Origin of the sequence: Priestia sp. SIMBA_032 (assembly GCF_046535215.1) — a bacterium.
Lineage (GTDB): Bacteria > Bacillota > Bacilli > Bacillales > Bacillaceae_H > Priestia > Priestia aryabhattai.
In genome coordinates, this window is the sequence record NZ_JAWRXD010000010.1 from 72,285 (window position 1) to 91,839 (window position 19,555).

The 19,555-nt window shown below is 33.7% G+C and carries 19 protein-coding genes and 1 other annotated feature; of the genes, 8 read left to right on the plus strand and 11 right to left on the minus strand.

The genetic code is table 11. From position 1 onward, the window contains the following. Nucleotides 1-117: 117 nt before the first annotated feature. A complete protein-coding gene (locus tag SB717_RS23355) occupies nucleotides 118-1,395 on the plus strand; it encodes a Glu/Leu/Phe/Val family dehydrogenase (protein ID WP_410904906.1) in 1,278 nt (425 codons plus the stop codon). Between the two features lie 1,758 nt (nucleotides 1,396-3,153). On the opposite strand, the gene argS is transcribed toward SB717_RS23355, so the two are convergent. From argS to SB717_RS23375, 4 genes are all read right to left on the minus strand, one after another. Continuing rightward, nucleotides 3,154-4,842 (minus strand): arginine--tRNA ligase, encoded by a 1,689-nt coding sequence (gene argS, locus SB717_RS23360; RefSeq protein WP_410904864.1) that lies wholly within the window; start codon nucleotides 4,840-4,842, stop codon nucleotides 3,154-3,156. Nucleotides 4,843-4,893: 51 nt separating this feature from the next. After that, nucleotides 4,894-5,109: a binding site (T-box leader), on the minus strand. 90 nt (nucleotides 5,110-5,199) lie between these two features. Continuing rightward, nucleotides 5,200-6,546: an APC family permease gene (locus SB717_RS23365; protein WP_410904865.1), complete on the minus strand. Its 1,347-nt coding sequence runs from the start codon at nucleotides 6,544-6,546 to the stop codon at nucleotides 5,200-5,202. A gap of 501 nt (nucleotides 6,547-7,047) precedes the next feature. After that, a complete protein-coding gene (locus SB717_RS23370; RefSeq protein ID WP_410904866.1) occupies nucleotides 7,048-7,971 on the minus strand; it encodes an anti sigma factor C-terminal domain-containing protein in 924 nt (307 codons plus the stop codon). Next, nucleotides 7,955-8,461 carry an RNA polymerase sigma factor gene (locus tag SB717_RS23375; protein WP_410904867.1) on the minus strand — a complete coding sequence of 169 codons (507 nt, stop codon included), beginning with the start codon at nucleotides 8,459-8,461 and terminating at the stop codon, nucleotides 7,955-7,957. Before SB717_RS23375 ends, SB717_RS23370 begins: the two co-directional genes overlap by 17 nt. A gap of 225 nt (nucleotides 8,462-8,686) precedes the next feature. Here SB717_RS23375 and SB717_RS23380 point away from each other — a divergent pair, with 225 nt between their 5' ends. Next, complete coding sequence (locus tag SB717_RS23380; RefSeq protein ID WP_410904868.1) at nucleotides 8,687-9,025, plus strand: PadR family transcriptional regulator; 339 nt, start codon at nucleotides 8,687-8,689, stop codon at nucleotides 9,023-9,025. Then, complete coding sequence (locus SB717_RS23385) at nucleotides 9,022-9,879, plus strand: permease prefix domain 1-containing protein (protein ID WP_410904869.1); 858 nt, start codon at nucleotides 9,022-9,024, stop codon at nucleotides 9,877-9,879. Before SB717_RS23380 ends, SB717_RS23385 begins: the two co-directional genes overlap by 4 nt. 269 nt (nucleotides 9,880-10,148) lie before the next feature. On the opposite strand, the gene SB717_RS23390 is transcribed toward SB717_RS23385, so the two are convergent. From SB717_RS23390 to SB717_RS23410, 5 genes are all read right to left on the minus strand, one after another. Next, nucleotides 10,149-10,703 (minus strand): helix-turn-helix domain-containing protein, encoded by a 555-nt coding sequence (locus SB717_RS23390; protein ID WP_410904870.1) that lies wholly within the window; start codon nucleotides 10,701-10,703, stop codon nucleotides 10,149-10,151. A gap of 430 nt (nucleotides 10,704-11,133) precedes the next feature. Beyond that, nucleotides 11,134-11,565: a branched-chain amino acid ABC transporter substrate-binding protein gene (locus tag SB717_RS23395; RefSeq protein ID WP_410904871.1), complete on the minus strand. Its 432-nt coding sequence runs from the start codon at nucleotides 11,563-11,565 to the stop codon at nucleotides 11,134-11,136. Then, on the minus strand, nucleotides 11,566-11,769 hold the full coding sequence (locus tag SB717_RS23400) for a helix-turn-helix transcriptional regulator (RefSeq protein WP_410904872.1): 204 nt from the start codon (nucleotides 11,767-11,769) through the stop codon (nucleotides 11,566-11,568). 164 nt (nucleotides 11,770-11,933) lie between these two features. Continuing rightward, a complete protein-coding gene (locus SB717_RS23405; protein WP_410904873.1) occupies nucleotides 11,934-12,293 on the minus strand; it encodes a hypothetical protein in 360 nt (119 codons plus the stop codon). A gap of 62 nt (nucleotides 12,294-12,355) precedes the next feature. Further along, a complete protein-coding gene (locus SB717_RS23410; RefSeq protein ID WP_410904874.1) occupies nucleotides 12,356-12,769 on the minus strand; it encodes a YjdF family protein in 414 nt (137 codons plus the stop codon). Between the two features lie 546 nt (nucleotides 12,770-13,315). Here SB717_RS23410 and SB717_RS23415 point away from each other — a divergent pair. From SB717_RS23415 to SB717_RS23425, 3 genes are all read left to right on the plus strand, one after another. Next, nucleotides 13,316-14,659 carry a NosD domain-containing protein gene (locus tag SB717_RS23415; protein WP_410904875.1) on the plus strand — a complete coding sequence of 448 codons (1,344 nt, stop codon included), beginning with the start codon at nucleotides 13,316-13,318 and terminating at the stop codon, nucleotides 14,657-14,659. A 192-nt stretch (nucleotides 14,660-14,851) separates the two neighbouring features. Continuing rightward, complete coding sequence (locus tag SB717_RS23420) at nucleotides 14,852-15,814, plus strand: LacI family DNA-binding transcriptional regulator (protein WP_410904876.1); 963 nt, start codon at nucleotides 14,852-14,854, stop codon at nucleotides 15,812-15,814. A 140-nt stretch (nucleotides 15,815-15,954) separates the two neighbouring features. Next, nucleotides 15,955-17,340 carry a glycoside-pentoside-hexuronide (GPH):cation symporter gene (locus SB717_RS23425; protein WP_410904877.1) on the plus strand — a complete coding sequence of 462 codons (1,386 nt, stop codon included), beginning with the start codon at nucleotides 15,955-15,957 and terminating at the stop codon, nucleotides 17,338-17,340. A 155-nt stretch (nucleotides 17,341-17,495) separates the two neighbouring features. Here the strand turns inward: SB717_RS23425 and SB717_RS23430 are convergent, their stop codons facing one another. Then, nucleotides 17,496-17,768 (minus strand): hypothetical protein, encoded by a 273-nt coding sequence (locus SB717_RS23430; protein WP_410904878.1) that lies wholly within the window; start codon nucleotides 17,766-17,768, stop codon nucleotides 17,496-17,498. 106 nt (nucleotides 17,769-17,874) lie between these two features. Between SB717_RS23430 and SB717_RS23435 the strand changes: the two genes are divergently transcribed. Together SB717_RS23435 and SB717_RS23440 are read left to right on the plus strand one after the other, a co-directional pair. After that, on the plus strand, nucleotides 17,875-18,003 hold the full coding sequence (locus SB717_RS23435; RefSeq protein WP_410904879.1) for a hypothetical protein: 129 nt from the start codon (nucleotides 17,875-17,877) through the stop codon (nucleotides 18,001-18,003). 48 nt (nucleotides 18,004-18,051) lie between these two features. Further along, complete coding sequence (locus SB717_RS23440; protein ID WP_410904880.1) at nucleotides 18,052-18,759, plus strand: IS6 family transposase; 708 nt, start codon at nucleotides 18,052-18,054, stop codon at nucleotides 18,757-18,759. 81 nt (nucleotides 18,760-18,840) lie between these two features. On the opposite strand, the gene SB717_RS23445 is transcribed toward SB717_RS23440, so the two are convergent. Continuing rightward, nucleotides 18,841-19,494, minus strand: a complete 654-nt coding sequence (locus tag SB717_RS23445) for a FadR/GntR family transcriptional regulator (protein WP_410904881.1) — start codon at nucleotides 19,492-19,494, stop codon at nucleotides 18,841-18,843. Between the last annotated feature and the right edge of the window lie 61 nt (nucleotides 19,495-19,555).

Genomic DNA, 19,555 nt, shown 5'->3' on the forward strand with positions numbered 1-19,555 from the left:
TGATGAAACGAGCCATATCCTCAATCTATGCAATGAATGACAATCAGTCATTTGAGATTATAAATAGCTACTATTAAATGAAAAAGAGGGGTCCATATGAAAAAAGAACTTATAAAAATGGAGAACACTTCACATCATGAGAAATCAGTAGAATTAAATAATCCCTTAGAGGAATTTCAAGAAACATTAAAAGAAGCTATTAGTTATCTAAATTATCCAAAAGAAGTATTTGAATTTTTGAAGAAGCCCATGAGGTTTTTAGAGGTAAGTATTCCTGTAAAAATGGATGATGGTACTACTCAAATATTTCAAGGATATCGTGCTCAACACAACGATGCAACTGGCCCAACAAAAGGTGGAATAAGATTTCACCCAGATGTTACACCCGAAGAAGTTAAGGCACTAGCAGGGTGGATGAGCTTAAAATGTGGTATTACTGACCTTCCATATGGAGGAGCAAAAGGCGGCATTGTATGTGAGCCAAGAAACATGAGTTTATCGGAACTGCAAAGGTTAAGCAGAGGGTATGTAAGAGCCGTCAGTCAAATTGTAGGGCCCACGAAAGATATACCTGCACCGGATATGTATACGAATTCTCAAATTATGGCGTGGATGCTTGATGAATACGATCATATTCGTGAGTTTGATTCACCAGGATTTATCACAGGTAAACCTTTAGTGCTTGGCGGATCAGAAGGACGAGAGACAGCAACCTCTAAAGGGGTATTATATACAATTCAATTAGTTAGCGAAATAAAAAATATTCCTATTACAGGTATGCGTGTTATTATCCAAGGATTTGGCAATGTAGGGAGTTATTTAGCTGAATATTTACATGAATTAGGCGCAAAAGTAGTAGGGGTTTCAGATGCATTGGGAGCATTATACGATCCACACGGGTTAGATATTCCTTATTTAATGGAAAATAGAGATTCTTTTGGTGTTGTAACTACTCTTTATAATGACACAATTTCAAATCAAGAATTATTAGAGAAAGAATGTGATATATTAATTCCTGCTGCAATCGGTGGGGTTATTACAAGAGAAAATGCAGAGCGCCTTCAATGCCAAATTGTTATTGAAGCTGCAAATGGTCCTACCTCTAAGGAAGCCATTCAAATATTAGATAAAAAAGGGATAATGGTAGTTCCAGATATTCTCGCTAACTCTGGAGGTGTCATTGTTTCATATTTTGAATGGTGTCAAAACAATCAAGGTTATTACTGGCCAGCAGCGCTTGTTGATGAACGTTTAAAAGAGAAAATGACAGAAAGCTTTTTAAACATTGTCCATACAGCCGATAAGTTCGGAACAAACCTCAAAGTTGCGGCCTATATACAAGGAATTCGAAAAATAGTAGAGGCTTCTCGTCTCCGAGGATGGTTCGAATTTTAAAGAATCATGGCTAGTTACCATAATACCTCTTTCCGAAACACATCAAAAAGAGAATCCCTATTGGGAGAAGGGTTCCCAATTGTGCTTTGTTTTTCCTTTATGCAGCTTTTTAAACATCCTTGATATGACTTGTTTGTCCTAAGATTCAGGTGGAAGGAGAATATATCGATATAAATACTTTAACATCTTGTAATAGATTTAAATATCTTGCCCATAAAAGTATACCTTTTTTAGAAAAACGAGAGTCGCAGTAAAAGAGATAACTGTAAAAAATAGTTGGTATTCTGTGATTTAGAAGTCAAATAAGTTGTAGAAAAAATGGTCATTTGTCGTCGTTTAGAGTAAATGGTGAAGCTTTAATAATATACGAAGTACTTTAATATTTACTTAACAACTAATGATACTTAGATGAAAGAAAAAGTTGGTTTCTATCTAAGTAGAGTCGATTATAAAATTTGTTTTTAAATTTATATGTATTAGTATATCCCTTAGATAATTGGAACAAAATATAACTAGAATACCCTCCGGCGTTGGTATTCGTAACACGATTTTCTGATTGTCTGTATGAGAAAAAACTACTGTTGGCGAGGGACAGTAGTTTTTTCTATTTTAGGCTGTATATGATATTCATTTCTTGTTAAGTCGGGTAAGCGAGGGGCATCGCTGCCCCTAAGAACCGTACATGATCCTTTCAACTCATACGGCTCAAGCCTTACATTGCAGGTCCATTTGCTGTCGTATCCTCATCACACACCATATCGGTAAGTAAAACGTACGCCGACGCTCCAAATGGAGGTATACATAACAGTACGTTTCTTTCGTCAGAAGATAGCCACAACCTTATGTTCCTACGAGAGACCAACGAGAAGTAGGCTCCCTTTCGGGCCTATCATGGGTTTGTCCGTAAGGACGATAGTATCCATTCAGTTATACAGTTTCCTGCTTTCCTGTTCTCTTTCGAGATAATGGCATTTGCTTTCTCTCGTATCCTTTACCCTCTGCCACATCGTTTGACTTTGCAGTCATCCTACTGTTTACACAGATGACAAAGGGCTTACCAAGTTCCGCATCTTATAGATACGACGAGGTTAGGTGGGTTCTTTACTCCGGGCAAGATACGGGACGCGTCACAGCAGCTTTATGAATCTACTTTTCCTCTTACAAAAACCTAAGCGAAACTTGTGCATTATCTTAAGCTAACGCTGACGAAGCTTACAAACCTTCACTTTCGTTTACCATGTCTATCTTCTCCTAGCAGTATTCTGAATCATGCATTTGTCCTCTGTTTCCGTATTTCCTCATGCAACCGACAGACTCGTTACCAAGAATGCCGTTTCGGATGGAGATCATCTTCGCGTCTAGATGAGTAGCGTTAGCTACACTGTATAAGAAAGCGACTTCTTGTCGCACCATAATGTACGTTATCGGTACAAAAATAAGTAAACCCTTAATACTAGAGTTTACTTATTTTTTGTAGATTAATTTATAAAAAAAATAAATAGTAAGCAAAGATATGAATGTTATGCCTAATTCTTTAAAAAGACTGCAAATCATATCTTCTACACATATTTAGCTATTATAAGAAGAGACGCCCAACTTTACCACTCCTATAAATAGCAATTTTAAACTATATGTTTGTCTTCTTGCAATTTCAAAGTACCGATGGGATATTCTCTTTATAATCGTTATTAAACCACAATCCAACTCCCTCGGTAGTAAAGATTTTATAAACATATTTATTTAAAAAATGCTTATCTATTACATTTCTTTTGGTGTCTGAATTCCTAGTAGTCTTAACCCCTCTTCCAAAACAATCGTCGTACTTTCTACCAGAGCAAGGCGACTTTCCTTCTGCTTGTCTTCCATAAGGATTTTGACTTGACTATAATATTTATTAAACTCTTGTGCTACATCAATTAAGTACTTAGCAATATGGGATGGCTCATACTTCTCAAAACTTCTCTCAATAATCTTAGGAAATACCATGAGTTGTTTTATTAACAACCAATTGTATTCATTTGCTCCTTCACTGAATACGAAATGTGAAGGTTCACCTACTTTTCTTAAAATGGAGCAAGCACGAGCATATGTGTATTGAATATACGGTCCTGTTTCTCCTTCCACTTTTAACATCTCTTCAATTGAAAATTCAATATTATTGAGTCGCTCATTTTTTAAATCTTGAAAGATAATAGAACCTACAGCTACTTGTTGGGCAACCTCATCCTGATTCGGTAACGTTGGGTTTTTAACAGCAATATTTTGTTTAGCTAAGACTATTGCTTCTTCAATAACTTTTTCTAAAAGAACTACCTTACCTTTACGGGTAGACATCTTTTTACCTTCTTTTAAAATAAAGCCAAAAGGAACATGAACTAATTCTTTTGCCCAGTCGTACCCCATTTTCTCTAAGACTAAGAATACTTGTTTAAAATGAAGACTTTGCTCGTGCCCTACTACATATAAAGCTTTCTTAAATTGATAGGTCTCTTGTCTATATAATGCTGCTGTTAGATCTCTTGTTGCATACAATGTAGCGCCATCTGACTTTTTAATTAGACATGGAGGTAAAGAATCATTTTCTAGATTCACTACCTGAGCTCCTTCTGAGTTAGACAACAGGTCATGATTATTTAATAGCTCAATTGTTTTATCCATTTTATTATTGTAAAAAGCTTCTCCTTGATATGAGTCGAAATGAACACCCAAAAGCTGATAAATACGGGAAAATTCTTTAAGTGATTCTTCTCTAAACCATTGCCAAAGCATTATTGCTTCTTTGTTGCTGTCTTCTAGTTTTTTGAACCACTTTCTTGCTTGATTCTCTAGCTCCGGTTTCACCTCAGCTTCTTCATGAAATTTTACGTACAAGCTTAATAACTCATGAATTGGATTTTTCTTTATATCGCTTTCGTTTCCCCATAATGTATAGGCAACAATTAACTTCCCAAATTGTGTTCCCCAATCTCCTAAGTGATTTATACGTACAGTCTTGTAACCACATTTTTCAGCTATGTTGGCTAATGAGTTTCCTATAACTGTTGATCGTAAATGGCCCATGGAAAATGGTTTAGCTATATTTGGGGAGGAGAAATCAATAGTAATAGTCCCTTCCTTTTTTACTTTAGGTGTTCCATAGTGACTTTTCTGTTGTAAGATATTGTTTATAACCTCTTTGCCAACGATCTCCTTATTAAAGAATCCATTTACATAAGGTCCTTGAGCTACAATCTTAGCAAACAAGGGATGCTTTAATTGTTCAGCCAAATTTATGGCGATAGCATGAGGTGGTTTCTTAAGTAGTTTAGCTAATGTGAAACAAGGAAAGGCAATATCTCCTTGGGTACTATGCTTAGGCTTTTCAATTAACTTCATAATACTTTTAACTGTCAGTTTATTCTCTAATATTTTGCTTATTTCTTCAGCATATATTTTATCAAATTCCATGTCATCACCTAGTCTCTTTTATTTTAAAAAAACAAAAAAATCCCGTCTCTTATCAGAGACGAGATTTACCCGCGGTACCACTCTTATTGTTCAAATTGAACCTTCTTCACAAGGTAGTAACGGGTCTTCCCCGGCATACCCTACTTTTAAATCATTTCAGGCTGCTTCTCAGAAGTGCGGTTCATAATAATAAATCTATTAGGCTTTCACCATCCCTAACTCGCTTTAAGATTTAATCAAAATTACTCTCTTCTTCAATGAATTTATAATATTTTTGTCATTATATACCGAATATTCTAAAAAATCAACTGAAAATTATTTATATAGCTTTTATCCCTTAGATTTTTCAATGCTGCTTTACAATTCTTTTACCTCTTCAAACTGAAATTGAGGAGGTTTACTAGTAAATAATTTCGTTAAGTAAGTCAGATAAACTAGACCTATTCCTGCCCACACAAGACCAAATATCAAGGAATCAATACTTAGATTAACCCAGAGGACAATCACTCCTCCAGCTCCTATAATCGGTAATAAAAGATAGTTCACAAAACCTTGAATTGTTTTATGTTGCTTCTTTCTTATCACATAATGTACAACTACACATACATTCACAAAAGTAAAAGCAATTAAAGCGCCAAAACTAATCAGAGAAGTTGCTGTCAACAGGTCAAAGAACATCGCTGATAAGGAAATAGCCCCTACAAATAGAACATTCAGAAAGGGTGTGTTCCACCGAGGATGTATATAGCCAAAAAACCTTTTTGGCAGTACATTATCACGCCCCATTACATACAACAATCTGGATACACTCGCATGTGAGGATAGCCCTGAAGCCAAGGTTCCGATTACAGTACCTGCTAAAAAGAAAGCTTGAAATAATTTACCCCCTACATATAAAGCGATTTCAGGAGAGGTAGCTTCAGGGTCACTAAAACGTGATATATCTGGAAAGAAGGACTGTGTAAAATAGGAAGCTCCCACAAATAATACTCCTCCCACAAAAGCTGTTAGAAATATCGCGCGTGGAATAGTGACTGTTGGATTGGCTGTTTCTTCAGCCAGCGTCGTTACTGCATCAAACCCTAGGAATGAAAAACAAAGAATCGTTGCCCCTGATATTAGGCTTGATAGCTGCATGTCTGCCTGAAAAAAGGGTTGAATAGAAAGAATTCTACCTGTTCCTTCCCCATGAGCTAAACCCGTAATAACCAAAATCACAAAAATAATGATAACTAATATTTGAAAGATGACTAGGAGGTTATTAAAGTTAGCTGTAACATTAACACTAAACAAGTTAATAACCGTAACTACCCCTATAAAACCTACAACAAACAACCAAGATGGGATACTAGGAAAAAGTGCCGAGAGGTATATTTTTGTTAAAACAGCAGTGATCATAGGCAAAAACAAATAGTCCAACAAGGATGACCATCCAACAAGAAAACCAAGATTTGAATTTATGGTTTTTTGGGTATATGTATAAGCTGACCCTGCTACAGGATAAACCTTGACCATTTTACCGTAACTTATCGCTGTGAAGAGCATAGCTATTAGGGCAAAAACATAAGCAGTCGGAACATGCCCCCTTGTTTGAGCTGAAACGATTCCAAAGGTATCAAATACAGCCATCGGACCCATATAACCTATCCCTAATAATACAATAGATGACAATTTTAATGAACGTTTTAACTCTACCTGTTTCACTTATCATTCCTCCTAATAAAAAACACAATCCAATAAGACCTATCTACAAAAAAATATGTTTGTAAACGACTTGATAAAGATATATCAATAAAACTCACAATTTACATTATTATAAATTTTTTGCTTTCAGTAAAGGTAATGCAAATTTTATGCCAAGCTTCAATCAATATATATACAATAAGGCTGCACCTAATTTACTTGTTATTCTTGTTTATGATTTTATCTAGAATTGCATAGATTATGCTTTATTGCATAACCTATGGGGTTCTAGTACAAAGATTCCATCCATTTGAAAGATATATATAGATTCCACTAGGAAACTTAAAGGTATTTTTATTTGTCTCACTATAGGGGGTCAGTCCCCACCTGGGTAGGTTTTTCTGTTTTTATTTTGTATATGGTATACATTCTTAGTTAACATAATCACCGTTATCGGAAACGAAAGAGAAGCTTATGGAAGTTTAATCCCATAAGCTTTTCCTCGTTACAAGTTCCTAAAATTCAATATTTATCGACTACTGCTCCTAAACTAGCTGCTTTAACATAGGGTTTATTACGTAAGGGAAGAATCTCTTCTTTTGTTCCTGTAACAACTACGCCTATAATCAATCCATTTCCCTGTCTTTTTTTTAGATTTTTCACTTCTCCTGGATCTGTTTTTTCGAGCTCATTCAAAAAGTCTGCTTCTGTTTTAATTTTAGTAGTCGTTAGTTTTGCTCCTAGCTGTGGTGACGGTTTAGAGATACCTAATAACCATTGCCCACTTTCTGGATTTCCTCTGTAATCGGTAGACTTTGCGTAGTTATCTATCCAATACCACGTTTGATGAGCAGATTTAGGCAACATCTTTTGTACTTCTTTCAATGTGTAATTTTTATTGAAAGATATGGCCATCTCCATGTATTTGTCATTTGGATAATCTTTAATTATATCAAAGTCATTCGCATACAACTTATATTTATATTTTGGTACGTAAAATAACATCTCACGTTGTCCATTAGGAATATGATACATTGTAGTGTCATTAACAATCGTACTGTGTGTTGAGAAGGATGCATTAAAGTTTCCAAGTAAATCATACGTTATTTCTTCTGTACCCCAAGGTATCACTTTATCTTCAATCACTTTAAATACTTCACTCTTAATCGTCCCCTTTAAAATTCCTGTTGAGATGGTATCGGTGTTAGTAAATGTATTTGGAGACATCCTCACATGGTTTTCCTTAATTAACTGTCCAGTGAGTTTATTTCCTTGTGTATTTATAAAATAATTGTTTCCTTTTATTAGTACAGTAATAACAAAACAGACTACGAGTGCTGATATCAAAACTGTTCTTGAAAATGCTATATATTTTGCTTTTTTCAGTGTTCTATGTAAAGACTTTTCATCAAAAATGGAATCTAACTCATCATTCGTTTTTTTCATTACATTCTCTCCTATACATTTCTTTAAACGTTTTCCTAGCACGAGCTAAATACGTTTTGACAGCTTCAGGTTTCATATCTACATATTCCGCAATTTGTTTATAAGACCAGTCTAACTCATACTTTAAAAGAAGTAGTTGCTTAAAGGTGGGAGATACTTTTTGAAGTATTCTTCTTACTAGAAGCTGATTTTCTTTGGCAATCATCATCTCTTCAATTAATCGCTCATTGGTAATAAGGTAATCTTCTACTACCACGTATTGAGATTTTTTGTTCTTTCGACAGTAATCATAATATAAGTTTATAGCTACTTTAAAAAGCCATGATTTATATTTATCGGTATCAATCGATTCAAGATGAACAAGTAGTTTACAAACTGCTTCCTGAACAATATCTTTAGCTGTTTCTGGGTTTGCGCCTTGTTTGATTAAATATAGGTAAAGTTGATCCATGACAATTTTTAGTTGGTCGTTTGATAACCGATTTTTCAAATATGTTTTCCTCCTTCCTGTCTTATAACGTATGAGCAGCGAAAAAGTATACAATTATTTCACATTTTTCTATAAAAAAGAAAAGTAATTACTTTCTGAGTAATTACTTTTTTACTACATGTTCCAAGAAAGAATGAGTTGATTCTATATTTGAAACAATATAATTTTGATAATACCTTGTAATAAAAGGTATTATTTTTTATAATTTCATAAGAGGTGGATAAATTGGAAATTAGTAGAGAAATTTTGAAGGGTCATATTGATACGCTAATCTTATCCCTATTACATCAACGGGATATGTATGGCTATGAATTGGCGAAGATTGTTCGTGAGAAAAGTGAAGATCAATTTGAATTAAAAGAAGGTACCCTTTATTTATCTTTAAAGAGATTAGAAAAAAATAATTGGATTTCTTCTTACTGGGGAGATGAACAAGGCCCTGGTGGAAGAAGAAAATATTATAAAGTCACAGCATTAGGTAACCAAAACTTTGAAGCAAAGCGTTTAGAATGGCAATTTGTGAAGAAAATGATGGATTCTTTTTTATGGGGAGGCACTAAGTGAAGAGAATAGAAAAATTTGTGGATTCTATGTACCTGAATGTAGAAGGAGATCAACAAGAAATCAATGAGCTAAAAGCAGAAATGACCAATCATCTATTGGAAGCAGTCCATGAATTAAAAGCGCAAGGCAAAACAGAACAACAGGCCATTACAAAGGCAATCAAACGGTTTGGGGAAGAAAAAGAAATACGTGCCGTCATTGGACAATTATTTGACATACAGAAAGTATTTGCAAAGCGCGTCCTGTACATAGCAGTAGTATGTTTAATTGTCACGATGTCTATCTTTTATTTTCTTTGGAAAGTGGAAGAATCAACAGCCGAAGGAATATCTGACACACGTGCACTGATATCATATCAATTAAAGGATAAAGATGTGATAACGACAGACATAAAAAGGAAAATAGAAGCTTTAGTAGAAGAAACAAACTATGTTTCTAGGGTTACTGTTTATAAATCCAAAAATATAATAAGCCGTGCTGGCGAAAATTATGTTGAATATCACTGGAAGTCAGTGCAGCCAGATTTTCAATATCAAAGGACCATTTGGGCTCCAAAATGGTTAGGAGCAGACTTTCACACATTTGGGAATGGGGATGAAGAATGGTTCGTTTCAATAGATAATAGAAGCTTTAGTCGATTAGAAGCCGTCGTCTTGTTTGTGGGATTGACTGTTTACTGGACCCTGTTTACTATTTGGGCAATTATTAATGCCTACCATCAAAAAAGGTTACGAATTGGTTGGCTCTTTATGTTTATTTTTTTAAATATTCTGGGCTACTTAATTTATTATGTTACAGGAAAACAAGGTCGTATCCCTAGCGAACATGATGAATTTTATGAGGATTACATTTAGGAGTCACAATTTATCTGACTGGCTTTTCATGTGGAGTAATAGCTTTTGAAAAACATGAGAAAGGACTAATGAAATATTTTAGTTTGAGCTCATTTGTTCTAATTCTAGTCCTTCTCATGCTAGGTATGCTATTATTTACGCTGAATTATGTTGAAAAGAAAAAGAAGCAAACAGGCAACTTGCTTGCTTCTTTTTCTTTCTTTCTAGTTAACATAAAACCTATTTTCGACAATAATATAGAATTAATTAATCTAGTCATTATTCAATATTTATGCCCTTAGTTGCTTCACGCCTTCCTTAATGTTCCATATGATAACGCCCATTGTGATCAGGGAGATTAAAATCGTACATCCACTAACTAATATGGGATTAGGTGTATTTACCCCTTCTACTTTTGCAGACAGGTAATAGGTAATTGCTATAATAATGAGCGTTACAGTCGGAATTAAGTGAGATATAAATGCTCTTTTTCCGTGTTGCTTCATTTCCTTATATCCAAATATCAGTGTGACGAGTGGAAAAAAAACTGGGGCAAAAAACAAGCTAAAATAGTTTAATGCTGATAAAAGACTACGATTAGAGAACATACCTGTACCCCCTTTCACTTTAATTTTACCTTGAAAAGAACTGTCTCCTTTTATTAACTCGTCGAGACTAATTTCAAATAATTCACTTAGCATAATTAAATTTTGAATGTCTGGGTATCCTTTTCCACTTTCCCATTTGTAAATAGCTTGTCTGGTAACATTCATTTTTTGTCCTAACTGCTCTTGTGAAAGATTTTCGTTTTTACGTATCTTTCGTATTTGTTCACCAAGTCTCATCTTAGCTTCCTCCTTCATATTCAGTGTATTTTCTTAATCCGCATAAAGCTATAAACCCTTGGTATACATATGACAACGCTTAGTTTACATTGGGAAAAAATCTTATTTTTCAACAACTAGTTTCCGAGAAAATAAAAATATGACACAAAAAAAGCCGTTAGAGAAAACGGCTTTTTTGTCATCTAATAAATTACTTATCCTAGCCAATTGTTTGTATAAGCTAGTATTCCTAAGATGGCTCCAATTCCAGCTCCAAATAAAGTAGCCCCTACTAGTTTTAATTTATTCTTATTATAAGTCATGAAAAACCTCCCTTTATCCAATTATATACAAAAATGGTTTTTAGTGAATGAATCTCTTTAAACGGTATAATTAATATATATAAACACCCTATTTTTACATAAAATGGATCACAGGAAGTATTTATGACTTATTCTTCATCATCTTTAGAACGTTTTTTTATTAAGAAATAACCAAATGAAAAAGTTCCTAAAAAACATAAAAATATAACTGAACCAATTATTATACTATCAGCCAAGCTACTATTAGATGTTATCTTTGTTAGTAAGCCAAAAATAACTCCGGCAGCTAAACAACATAATACTAATAAGTAATAGGGCATTTTTCTAATTCGTTTCTCATTTTCATAGGAGTCAACAGAAATACTTAAGTTCAAATACCCTAATATAACACTGGTAAGTATCAAAACTAGCCATATAGGATTATTGGTAATATTATTGAATCCTTTCGTAATACCGTGGTATATCAAAATCCCCACAAGTGCTAAAGTTTGAAATGCAAACGCAAAACGAATATTTTTTAAGTTTTTGATAACAAGTCTTTCGTCTGTTATTACTTTCATTTAAATCTCCTCCTGATCAACCCAAAAAATCTCATCCAAGGTTTTATTGACTGCATAACATATTTCTAAGCAAAGTTTTAATGTAGGATTATATTTTCCTTTTTCAATTAAACTAATGGTTTGACGAGTAACACCAACTTTTTCAGCTAATTGATGCTGAGTTAAATCAGCCCGTACACGAAATATTTTTACATTGTTTTTCAATATAAACCAATTCCTTCCTGCATCAAGTGTAACATATATATTACATTATTCAATATATATGTTACATCATTCTCAAATTAAATTTACATAATACGCTTATTGGCACTAAAAAAGGATCTTTCGTTAGAAGATCCTTATAACTGCTTATTTACTTTAAGTGTTTTTTAGAAATTAAAGATAAATACTGATGTAACTAAATAAGTTAATGAGAATAAACTTAATAGGAAAACAAAAGAGGCAAGAAGTAAAACCTTTGACTTTTTATTAATTGTTATACCGTTTTTGAATAAGTTAGAGAACCCTAGCAATAAACCTCCCAAAATCGCTATTAATCCAAACAATTGGTCAATTGTACTTCCCATCCATACCCCTATAACAAAGATTATTAAAGCAAAAAATGGATTAAAAATAACATTTACCGACACATTAATCAGCCTCTTTCTAATTAAATCACTATTAATTACTATTTTATCAGAAAATGGATTAAGGAAACGGTATATATCATATATATCTTTAGTTAACATAATGTCGCTTCCAGGAAACAACAAATAAAGAGCCCTGAATGATAAGGCTCTTTATTCGTCCTCTATTTACCTTTGTGCTTGGCCTTTGCTTTTTGTTTTTTCATTAGGTATTTTTGTTCCTTCAGTTCTTCACGATATTGTTTAGCTCTCTTTTTTTTGCTTTTTTTCTTTTCTTCATATTCTTGCTTCATAGCTTCTTGAGCTTTAGTGGAGACACCAACTTTATTTATTTGTTTTGCTACTTGGCGCTGTAAACGTTTAGGATTGATCTTTTTATTAGATTTCCCTTTTACATCAAGACCTGAATGAACCGATTGATTAATAATATTTAGTAGTTTGTAATAAATAAAGTCCAGTATCTCTGTATCTTTAGGTTCTGCTCCAAATACATAACGAATTGCTCTTAATTTACCTTCTTCTACAACTTCGATAATTCCTATCCAAAACTGGCCATCATGGTAAATCGTTAGTGACATAACGATTCCCTCCTCTAAACATACTATGAAATGATGGACATCCCGAGGAGGGGAAGGTCACTGACATTAATACATATTAATGCATTCGGACTACCAACCGAATTGTGTTTTTACATTCCACATACAAATTTTAACATAAAAACATACATTTAGTATAGATAGTTTCCTTTAAAAGACTATTTAAAGATGCATATCATATATATTGTAGTTAACATAAAACATTTTATAAGAACCAAAGAAAACAGACTTAAGCCTGCTTTCTTTTTTATATTTAAATTCTTACATGTTGCACTTAATATTACAATTCATCTCTATAAAATATGTGGGAAATCCCGTATTTTTAAGTGATAAAAATAAAAATCCATTAATTTATGTTAACCGGTTGAAATAATTTATGTTAACCGGTTGAAATAATTTTTAAGCGTGATATACTAATGTTGTCGACAAGTAGAAAGCGCTTTCCATCTTAACTGAAAGATAATAAGAATTGAGTGAGTTCATAAAGTCCTATGAACAAACACACTAAATTGATAGGAGAATTTATTTATGCCTAGTAAAAATTATTACGACGTAACAGAGTGGCCTGTCGGTAATCCGTATGAGGATATTGGTGAGGTAATCAATAGCATTATAGCAGATATTAAAAGTAGGCAAACGGACACTAATGTGAATAAAGGCGGAAAGCCGGGTGCGGTTATCTATATTCCACCAGGAGATTATCATCTTAGCAGTCAAGTAGTTATAGACATCAGTTATCTTAAAATTATGGGTTCTGGACACGGGTTTACATCTTCGAGTATTCGCTTTAATACTTCTGAGAATGAATGGGAGGATTTGCATGAATTGTGGCCGGGAGGAAGTCGCATACTTGTAGATATTCCCCTAGAAGTAAATGCCGAGGAATATAAAGGAGCTGCATTTTATGTTGAACGAAGTGGAAATCCCCGAATAAGTTCGGTAGAGTTTTCTGACTTCTGTATTGATGGTTTGCATTTTATTGAAGATGGTTCAGGTGAAACAAATCCGGAAAACACATACACTAACGGGAAAACGGGTATTTATGTCGCAAGTGCTTGTGACTCATTTCGGATTACAGGCATGGGGTTTGTGTATTTAGAGCATGGAATTACCATTTATCATGCAGATGCACTGACTATACATGATAATTTCATAGCTGAATGTGGTAACTGTATAGAACTACGAGGTTGGGGACAGGCTTCAAAAATAACTGATAACTTGATAGGAGCCGGTTTTAAAGGATATTCAATTTATGCTCAAAATTTTGGTGGACTTTTGATTACAGCTAATAATGTTTTTCCACGAGGTGCGAGCAGTATCTATTTTGATGGTGTGACACGTTCCAGCATCACAAATAATAGACTTCATTCATTTTATCCAGGAATGGTGGTATTCAGGGAAAATTGTTCGGAAAACTTGGTTTCTTCAAATCACTTTTTACGTGACCATGAACCTTGGACTCCTTTTCTAGGAATAGACAATGGTTTAGATGATTTGTATGGTCTCCTCTATATCAGTGGCAATAATAATTCTGTAATTGCTAATCACTTTTCTGAAGTAATTAATACACAGAACATCAAGCCGGTAGGTGCAATCCCTGTAATCATACGTATTGTTTCGGGTAATGGAAATTATATTTCTAATAATCATATTGTTGCCACAAAGGTTCATGCCAAGATAAGTGATTCTTGTTTCTCTGCACAAGTAGACGCTTTGTTGACTACAGAAGCATCAGAGTTGCTTACCGTAACAACAGTATTGGTAGAAAAAGAATCGCTTCAGAATACGATTCTTGATTCGGGAAGTGATGCACAGGTGGTTATGGACAAGACTATAAATGCATTCAGAGCCACTCCAACGTCAGGAGCATAAATAATATATTCAACCATGTTTTTGTGGTAGTTTTTGTTTCAAAGTTTCAATAGAAAGCGAAGGAAAAGTCACTATAGATCAATTAAATATTAGATCTAGATAAGAACTTTACTGCTATTATTATTCTTGACATGTTAATATTAAGATTTCATATTAAATAATAACAAGAATAAGGAAAGGTGGTAAATTTCTTTGGCAAGTATTAAAGATGTTGCAAAAAAAGCAGGTGTATCTGTTAATACAGTATCACGTGTTCTAAATAAACGTGGGTATTTATCTCAAAAAACAATCGACGCTGTCAATAAAGCTATTGATGAATTAAATTATATACCTAATCAGATTGCAAGAAATTTATTTAAACAAAAAACAAATATTGTAGGTGTTATTGTACCGGACGTGAGTCATCCATTTTTCTCTAAAATGGTCAAAGAAATAGATGAGGCTTTACATGAAAAAAATTATAAAATGCTTTTATATAATACAACTGATTCTAGTGACAAAGAGTTGGAAAGCTTAAGAATGCTACAAGAGAATAAAGTAGATGGCATTATAATAGGTAGTCATTCTTTAGACATTGATGTATATAACAATATTAATCTACCTATTGTCGCGTTAGACAAATACTTGACTAAAACTATCCCAGTAGTTTCTGCAAATCATATAAAAGGTGGGGAGTTAGTAGCAAATCACTTATTACAATATGATTGTCGAAAGGTATTACAAGTAATTGGTTATTCTGAAGTTAAAACACCATCTAACGAACGGCATTACACATTTGAAAAAATAATGAAAGAGCATAATGTAGAATGTATTAATTATGAATTGGAGTGGAATCAGTTTAACTTTAATGATTATATAAAAATTTCAAATGAAATTCTAGATATTTATCCTGATATTGATGGCATATTTGCAGTAGACTTAGTTGCCGCAACAATTATGAGGACTGCTTTAAGTAGGGGAAAATCTATACCGGATGATTTAAAGATTGTAGGTTACGATGGAACACTAATAGCTGACGTAATCTATCCAACACTTCCAACTGTTAAACAGCCATACTCTGAGATCGCAAACACATGTGTAGAAGTTTTAGAGAATCTTATTAATCAGAGAGAAAACAGTAAATCACATTATAGATTGGATGTTTATTTGGAATAGATTAAGGAATATAAATTGAAGTATGAAGCCATTGAAGCTGATATAATAGGATGTTTAAGCTGGCAGAAAATCAATTTAACTCCATGCTATGTTAGTGTTAAAAATATTAAACTCACTATTTTATATAGGAGGATAACATAATGGCAGGAGAGCAGGCACGCGAGGATATTATCATAAGTGAAGAAGAGCAAATACAAGGAAATAAAATTCCATTGTATCAAAAACTCAGTTACTCTTTAACTGACTTTGGAGGTAATTTAGTATTTGTTACTATTAGTACTTATTTGCTTTACTTTTACACAGATGTATTTGGTCTTAGTGTAGGAGTTGCTGGTACATTATTACTGATTACACGTTTTGTTGATGGAATTGATGCCCCTATATGGGGACTCTTAATTGATAGGACACGTACAAGATGGGGACAAAGTCGGCCATATTTTTTATGGTTGTGTGTTCCATTTGCTTTGTTTTCATGGTTAACCTTTACAACCCCAGATTTATCGGGTACATGGAAAGTCGGATATGCAGCTGTTACCTATATTTTTGCTGGAGTATTGTATACGGGAATTAGTTCACCAATGACTTCAATTTTACCTAATTTATCAAAAGATCCTAAAGAGCGTGTTGTATTAAATTCGTACCGTATGGTTGGAGGGAATATCGGATTACTTTTAGCAAATAGTGTAGTACTTCCACTTGTTGCAATCCTAGGGAAAGGCGATGATCAAAAGGGATTCTCATTGACATTAGCTTTTTTAGGTATTGTAGCAATTATCTCATTCTTAATTGCATTTGCAAATGTTCGTGAAATTAGTACTAGCGAAGTTAAATCTATTCCATTAAAGGAAAGTGTAAAAGCTACAAAACAAAATTGGCCTTGGATTCTAATTGTTCTAACAAATTTATTATATTGGATTGGAACTACAGTGAGAAGTTCAGGGTTAATATACTACTTTCAATACAATATTAATGCAAAGAATTTAGTTCCTATTGCTGGATCCTTCTCTTCTATTGCAATTATAGGAATGATACTTATTCCTCTTATGGTTAAATTGACAAATAAAAGGTATGTTTTGATTGGAGCATTATTAACGTCTGCAATCTCTAATGCGATGATATTTTTTGTTGGAATGAATACTACTGCAGTTATTATCTTTTATGCAATAGGTTCTGTAGGAACAGGGGTTGCTGCAGCAATGCCTTTTGTTATGCTATCAGATGCTGTAGATTTTGGCCATTGGAAAAGTGGTATAAGAGCAAGTGGACTGTTAACTACAATTGGCAGCGCTTTCTGTGTTAAGGCAGGGAGTGGAATTGGGGCCTTTTTACCATCACAAGTTATGAGTGTTTTTAATTATGTACCAAATAGTACTCAAACACCTCAAGCACTGTTTGGTATTGAACTTAGTTTTGTTTGGATGCCAGCAATTCTTTTTACTTTAGCAGTTATTCCTATGTTTTTTTACGGTAAATATGAGAAGAATGAAGAAAATATTAGGAAAAAACTACTGAAAAGAGAAATATAGATTTAAACATGGAAGGGGCTCGTCAAAAGGGGTTTGCTCTAATTAAGCTAAACTCCTTTTTGGCGAATTTAAACGGTTCTTAAAAGTATACTTTCACGAATGGTATAATTTCCCGTTTTAATGAAGAAACCCTATATGTATATTACTTGTTGCCTTTATAGAACGTATAAGATGAATCCAATGACATAAACTAAAAGAGCAAGCGTCCATTTTACTGTTCGGGAGCATTTAAATTTATCTAATTTACTTGATAGATAAAAAGCAATTATGCCAATAATCATGTAAGCACCTGATGACCTCCATGATTCAGGAGTCAGGGTAAAGAGTATCCAACATGTACCTAATACAAACGCAGCAACACTAAGATGAGATGAGTTCTCTTTAGTTTTATGTCTTTCACTTCTTGTAGGTAGTTGATTAGTGTCCATTTATTTCTTTCTCCTTCCTTATCGTTACATTTTATCAAAGGATTGGTGTAATTTCAGTCATGAATGAAAAATTTGTATAATAAAGGAATATGAAGGAGGGAATTAAATGAATAAAGATATAGAAGAAATTGTTGTAAAATCCTTTTTTGCGAAGAGAATTCAAGAAAGGGTTATGTTTGGACTTTGTCGTCGGTTCTGGTGCAAAAACTTCAAGATAATTGCAATGAATCTCTAAATCTTGGACATACTGATACTATCAGTCTAAAAAGGGTGTGTGATCGGTATGGAAAAAGAAGGTTTGTTCAAATGGAAGCATTATCAGCCTGATATTATTTTACTAACGGTGAGATGGTACCTACGGTACAACCTAAGTTTTCGTGATTTGGTGGAAATGATGGAGGAGCGAGACTTATCTATCGCTCACACGACAATTATGCGTTGGGTTCATCAATATGGACCTGAATTAGATGAAAGAGTACGACATCACCTTAAGATAACAAATGACTCCTGGAGAGTTGATGAAACGTATATCAAGGTAAAAGGGCAATGGATGTATTTATATCGTGCGGTCGATTCAGAAGGGAATACCATTGATTTTTATCTAAGTAAATCAAGAGACAAACAAGCAGCCAAGCGCTTTTTCAAGAAAGCCTTGGCTGCTTCTCATATTTGTAAACCGTGTGTTATAACAGTGGACAAAAACCCAGCCTATCCTGTGGCGATTCAAGAGTTAAAAGAAGAGAAACATATGCCTGAAGGCATACAAATAAGGCAAGTTCGATATCTCAATAATATCGTGGAACAAGATCACCGTTTCATTAAGAAACGTGTGCGTTCTATGTTGGGATTTAAGTCATATGAAACGGCTACTTCTATATTGAGTGGCATTGAAGTGATTCATATGGTGAAAAAAGGACAACTTCACCGACAGGTGAAGTCTGCCCAAAATGAAGTTGAATTCATACATAAGTTGTTTGGAATTTCATCATAATCTGGAATGGAACAGACTATGTAGGTTCTATGTCTCTATCAAATGGTTTTCGCACCAGAACCACCGTTTTTAGTATAAGATTTAAGAGTTTATACTATCCAATTCAGATAATTCCTGCAATAATTCGTTTAATTTTGGCCCATTTCTTTCTATATAGTAGTCTAAAAACACATTAAATTGTAAGTTCAACTTAAGGGTCGAAAAATAGTCATTTTCTTCTAATACGTCATAATTATTTTTCCATAAGGAAAGGAAAAATGGGTTTTTCAAATTGATAGCAATGTGTTCTATCCAATTTCGAAAATCTGACCAAAAATCGTCTGTATGTTTAATAATTGAAGTGCTTTCATTTAATTCCTTGTTTGATAAATCAAGGGAGAAGGATAGTGTCACAATTTGTTTGGAGCACATAATGAATACCTCATAGTAATTTTGAAGAGATATGCGGTCTAACCGTTGTTTTGATAATTCAGAAGGAATCAAAAATGGAGGTGGCTTAGACACAAAAGTTCCCTCTCCTTGTCTTGAATCAAGGTATCCTAAAAGTTTTAGACCTCGAATCCCTTCTCTAATGGAAGGTCGACTGACCCCTAATAACTCACTTAAATCTCTTTCAGTATGGATTTTTGAACCCTCGGGTAACTGCTCTGATTCAATATATTCAACAAGTTGAGTTATAACTTGTTGATACATCTTTGGTGGTTGTTGAACTTTATAATTTCTACTGCTTTTCACGTATTTAACCTCCTAAACAATTAATAACTAGCTATTGGAAGAAAATTAATCGTTAATTTCT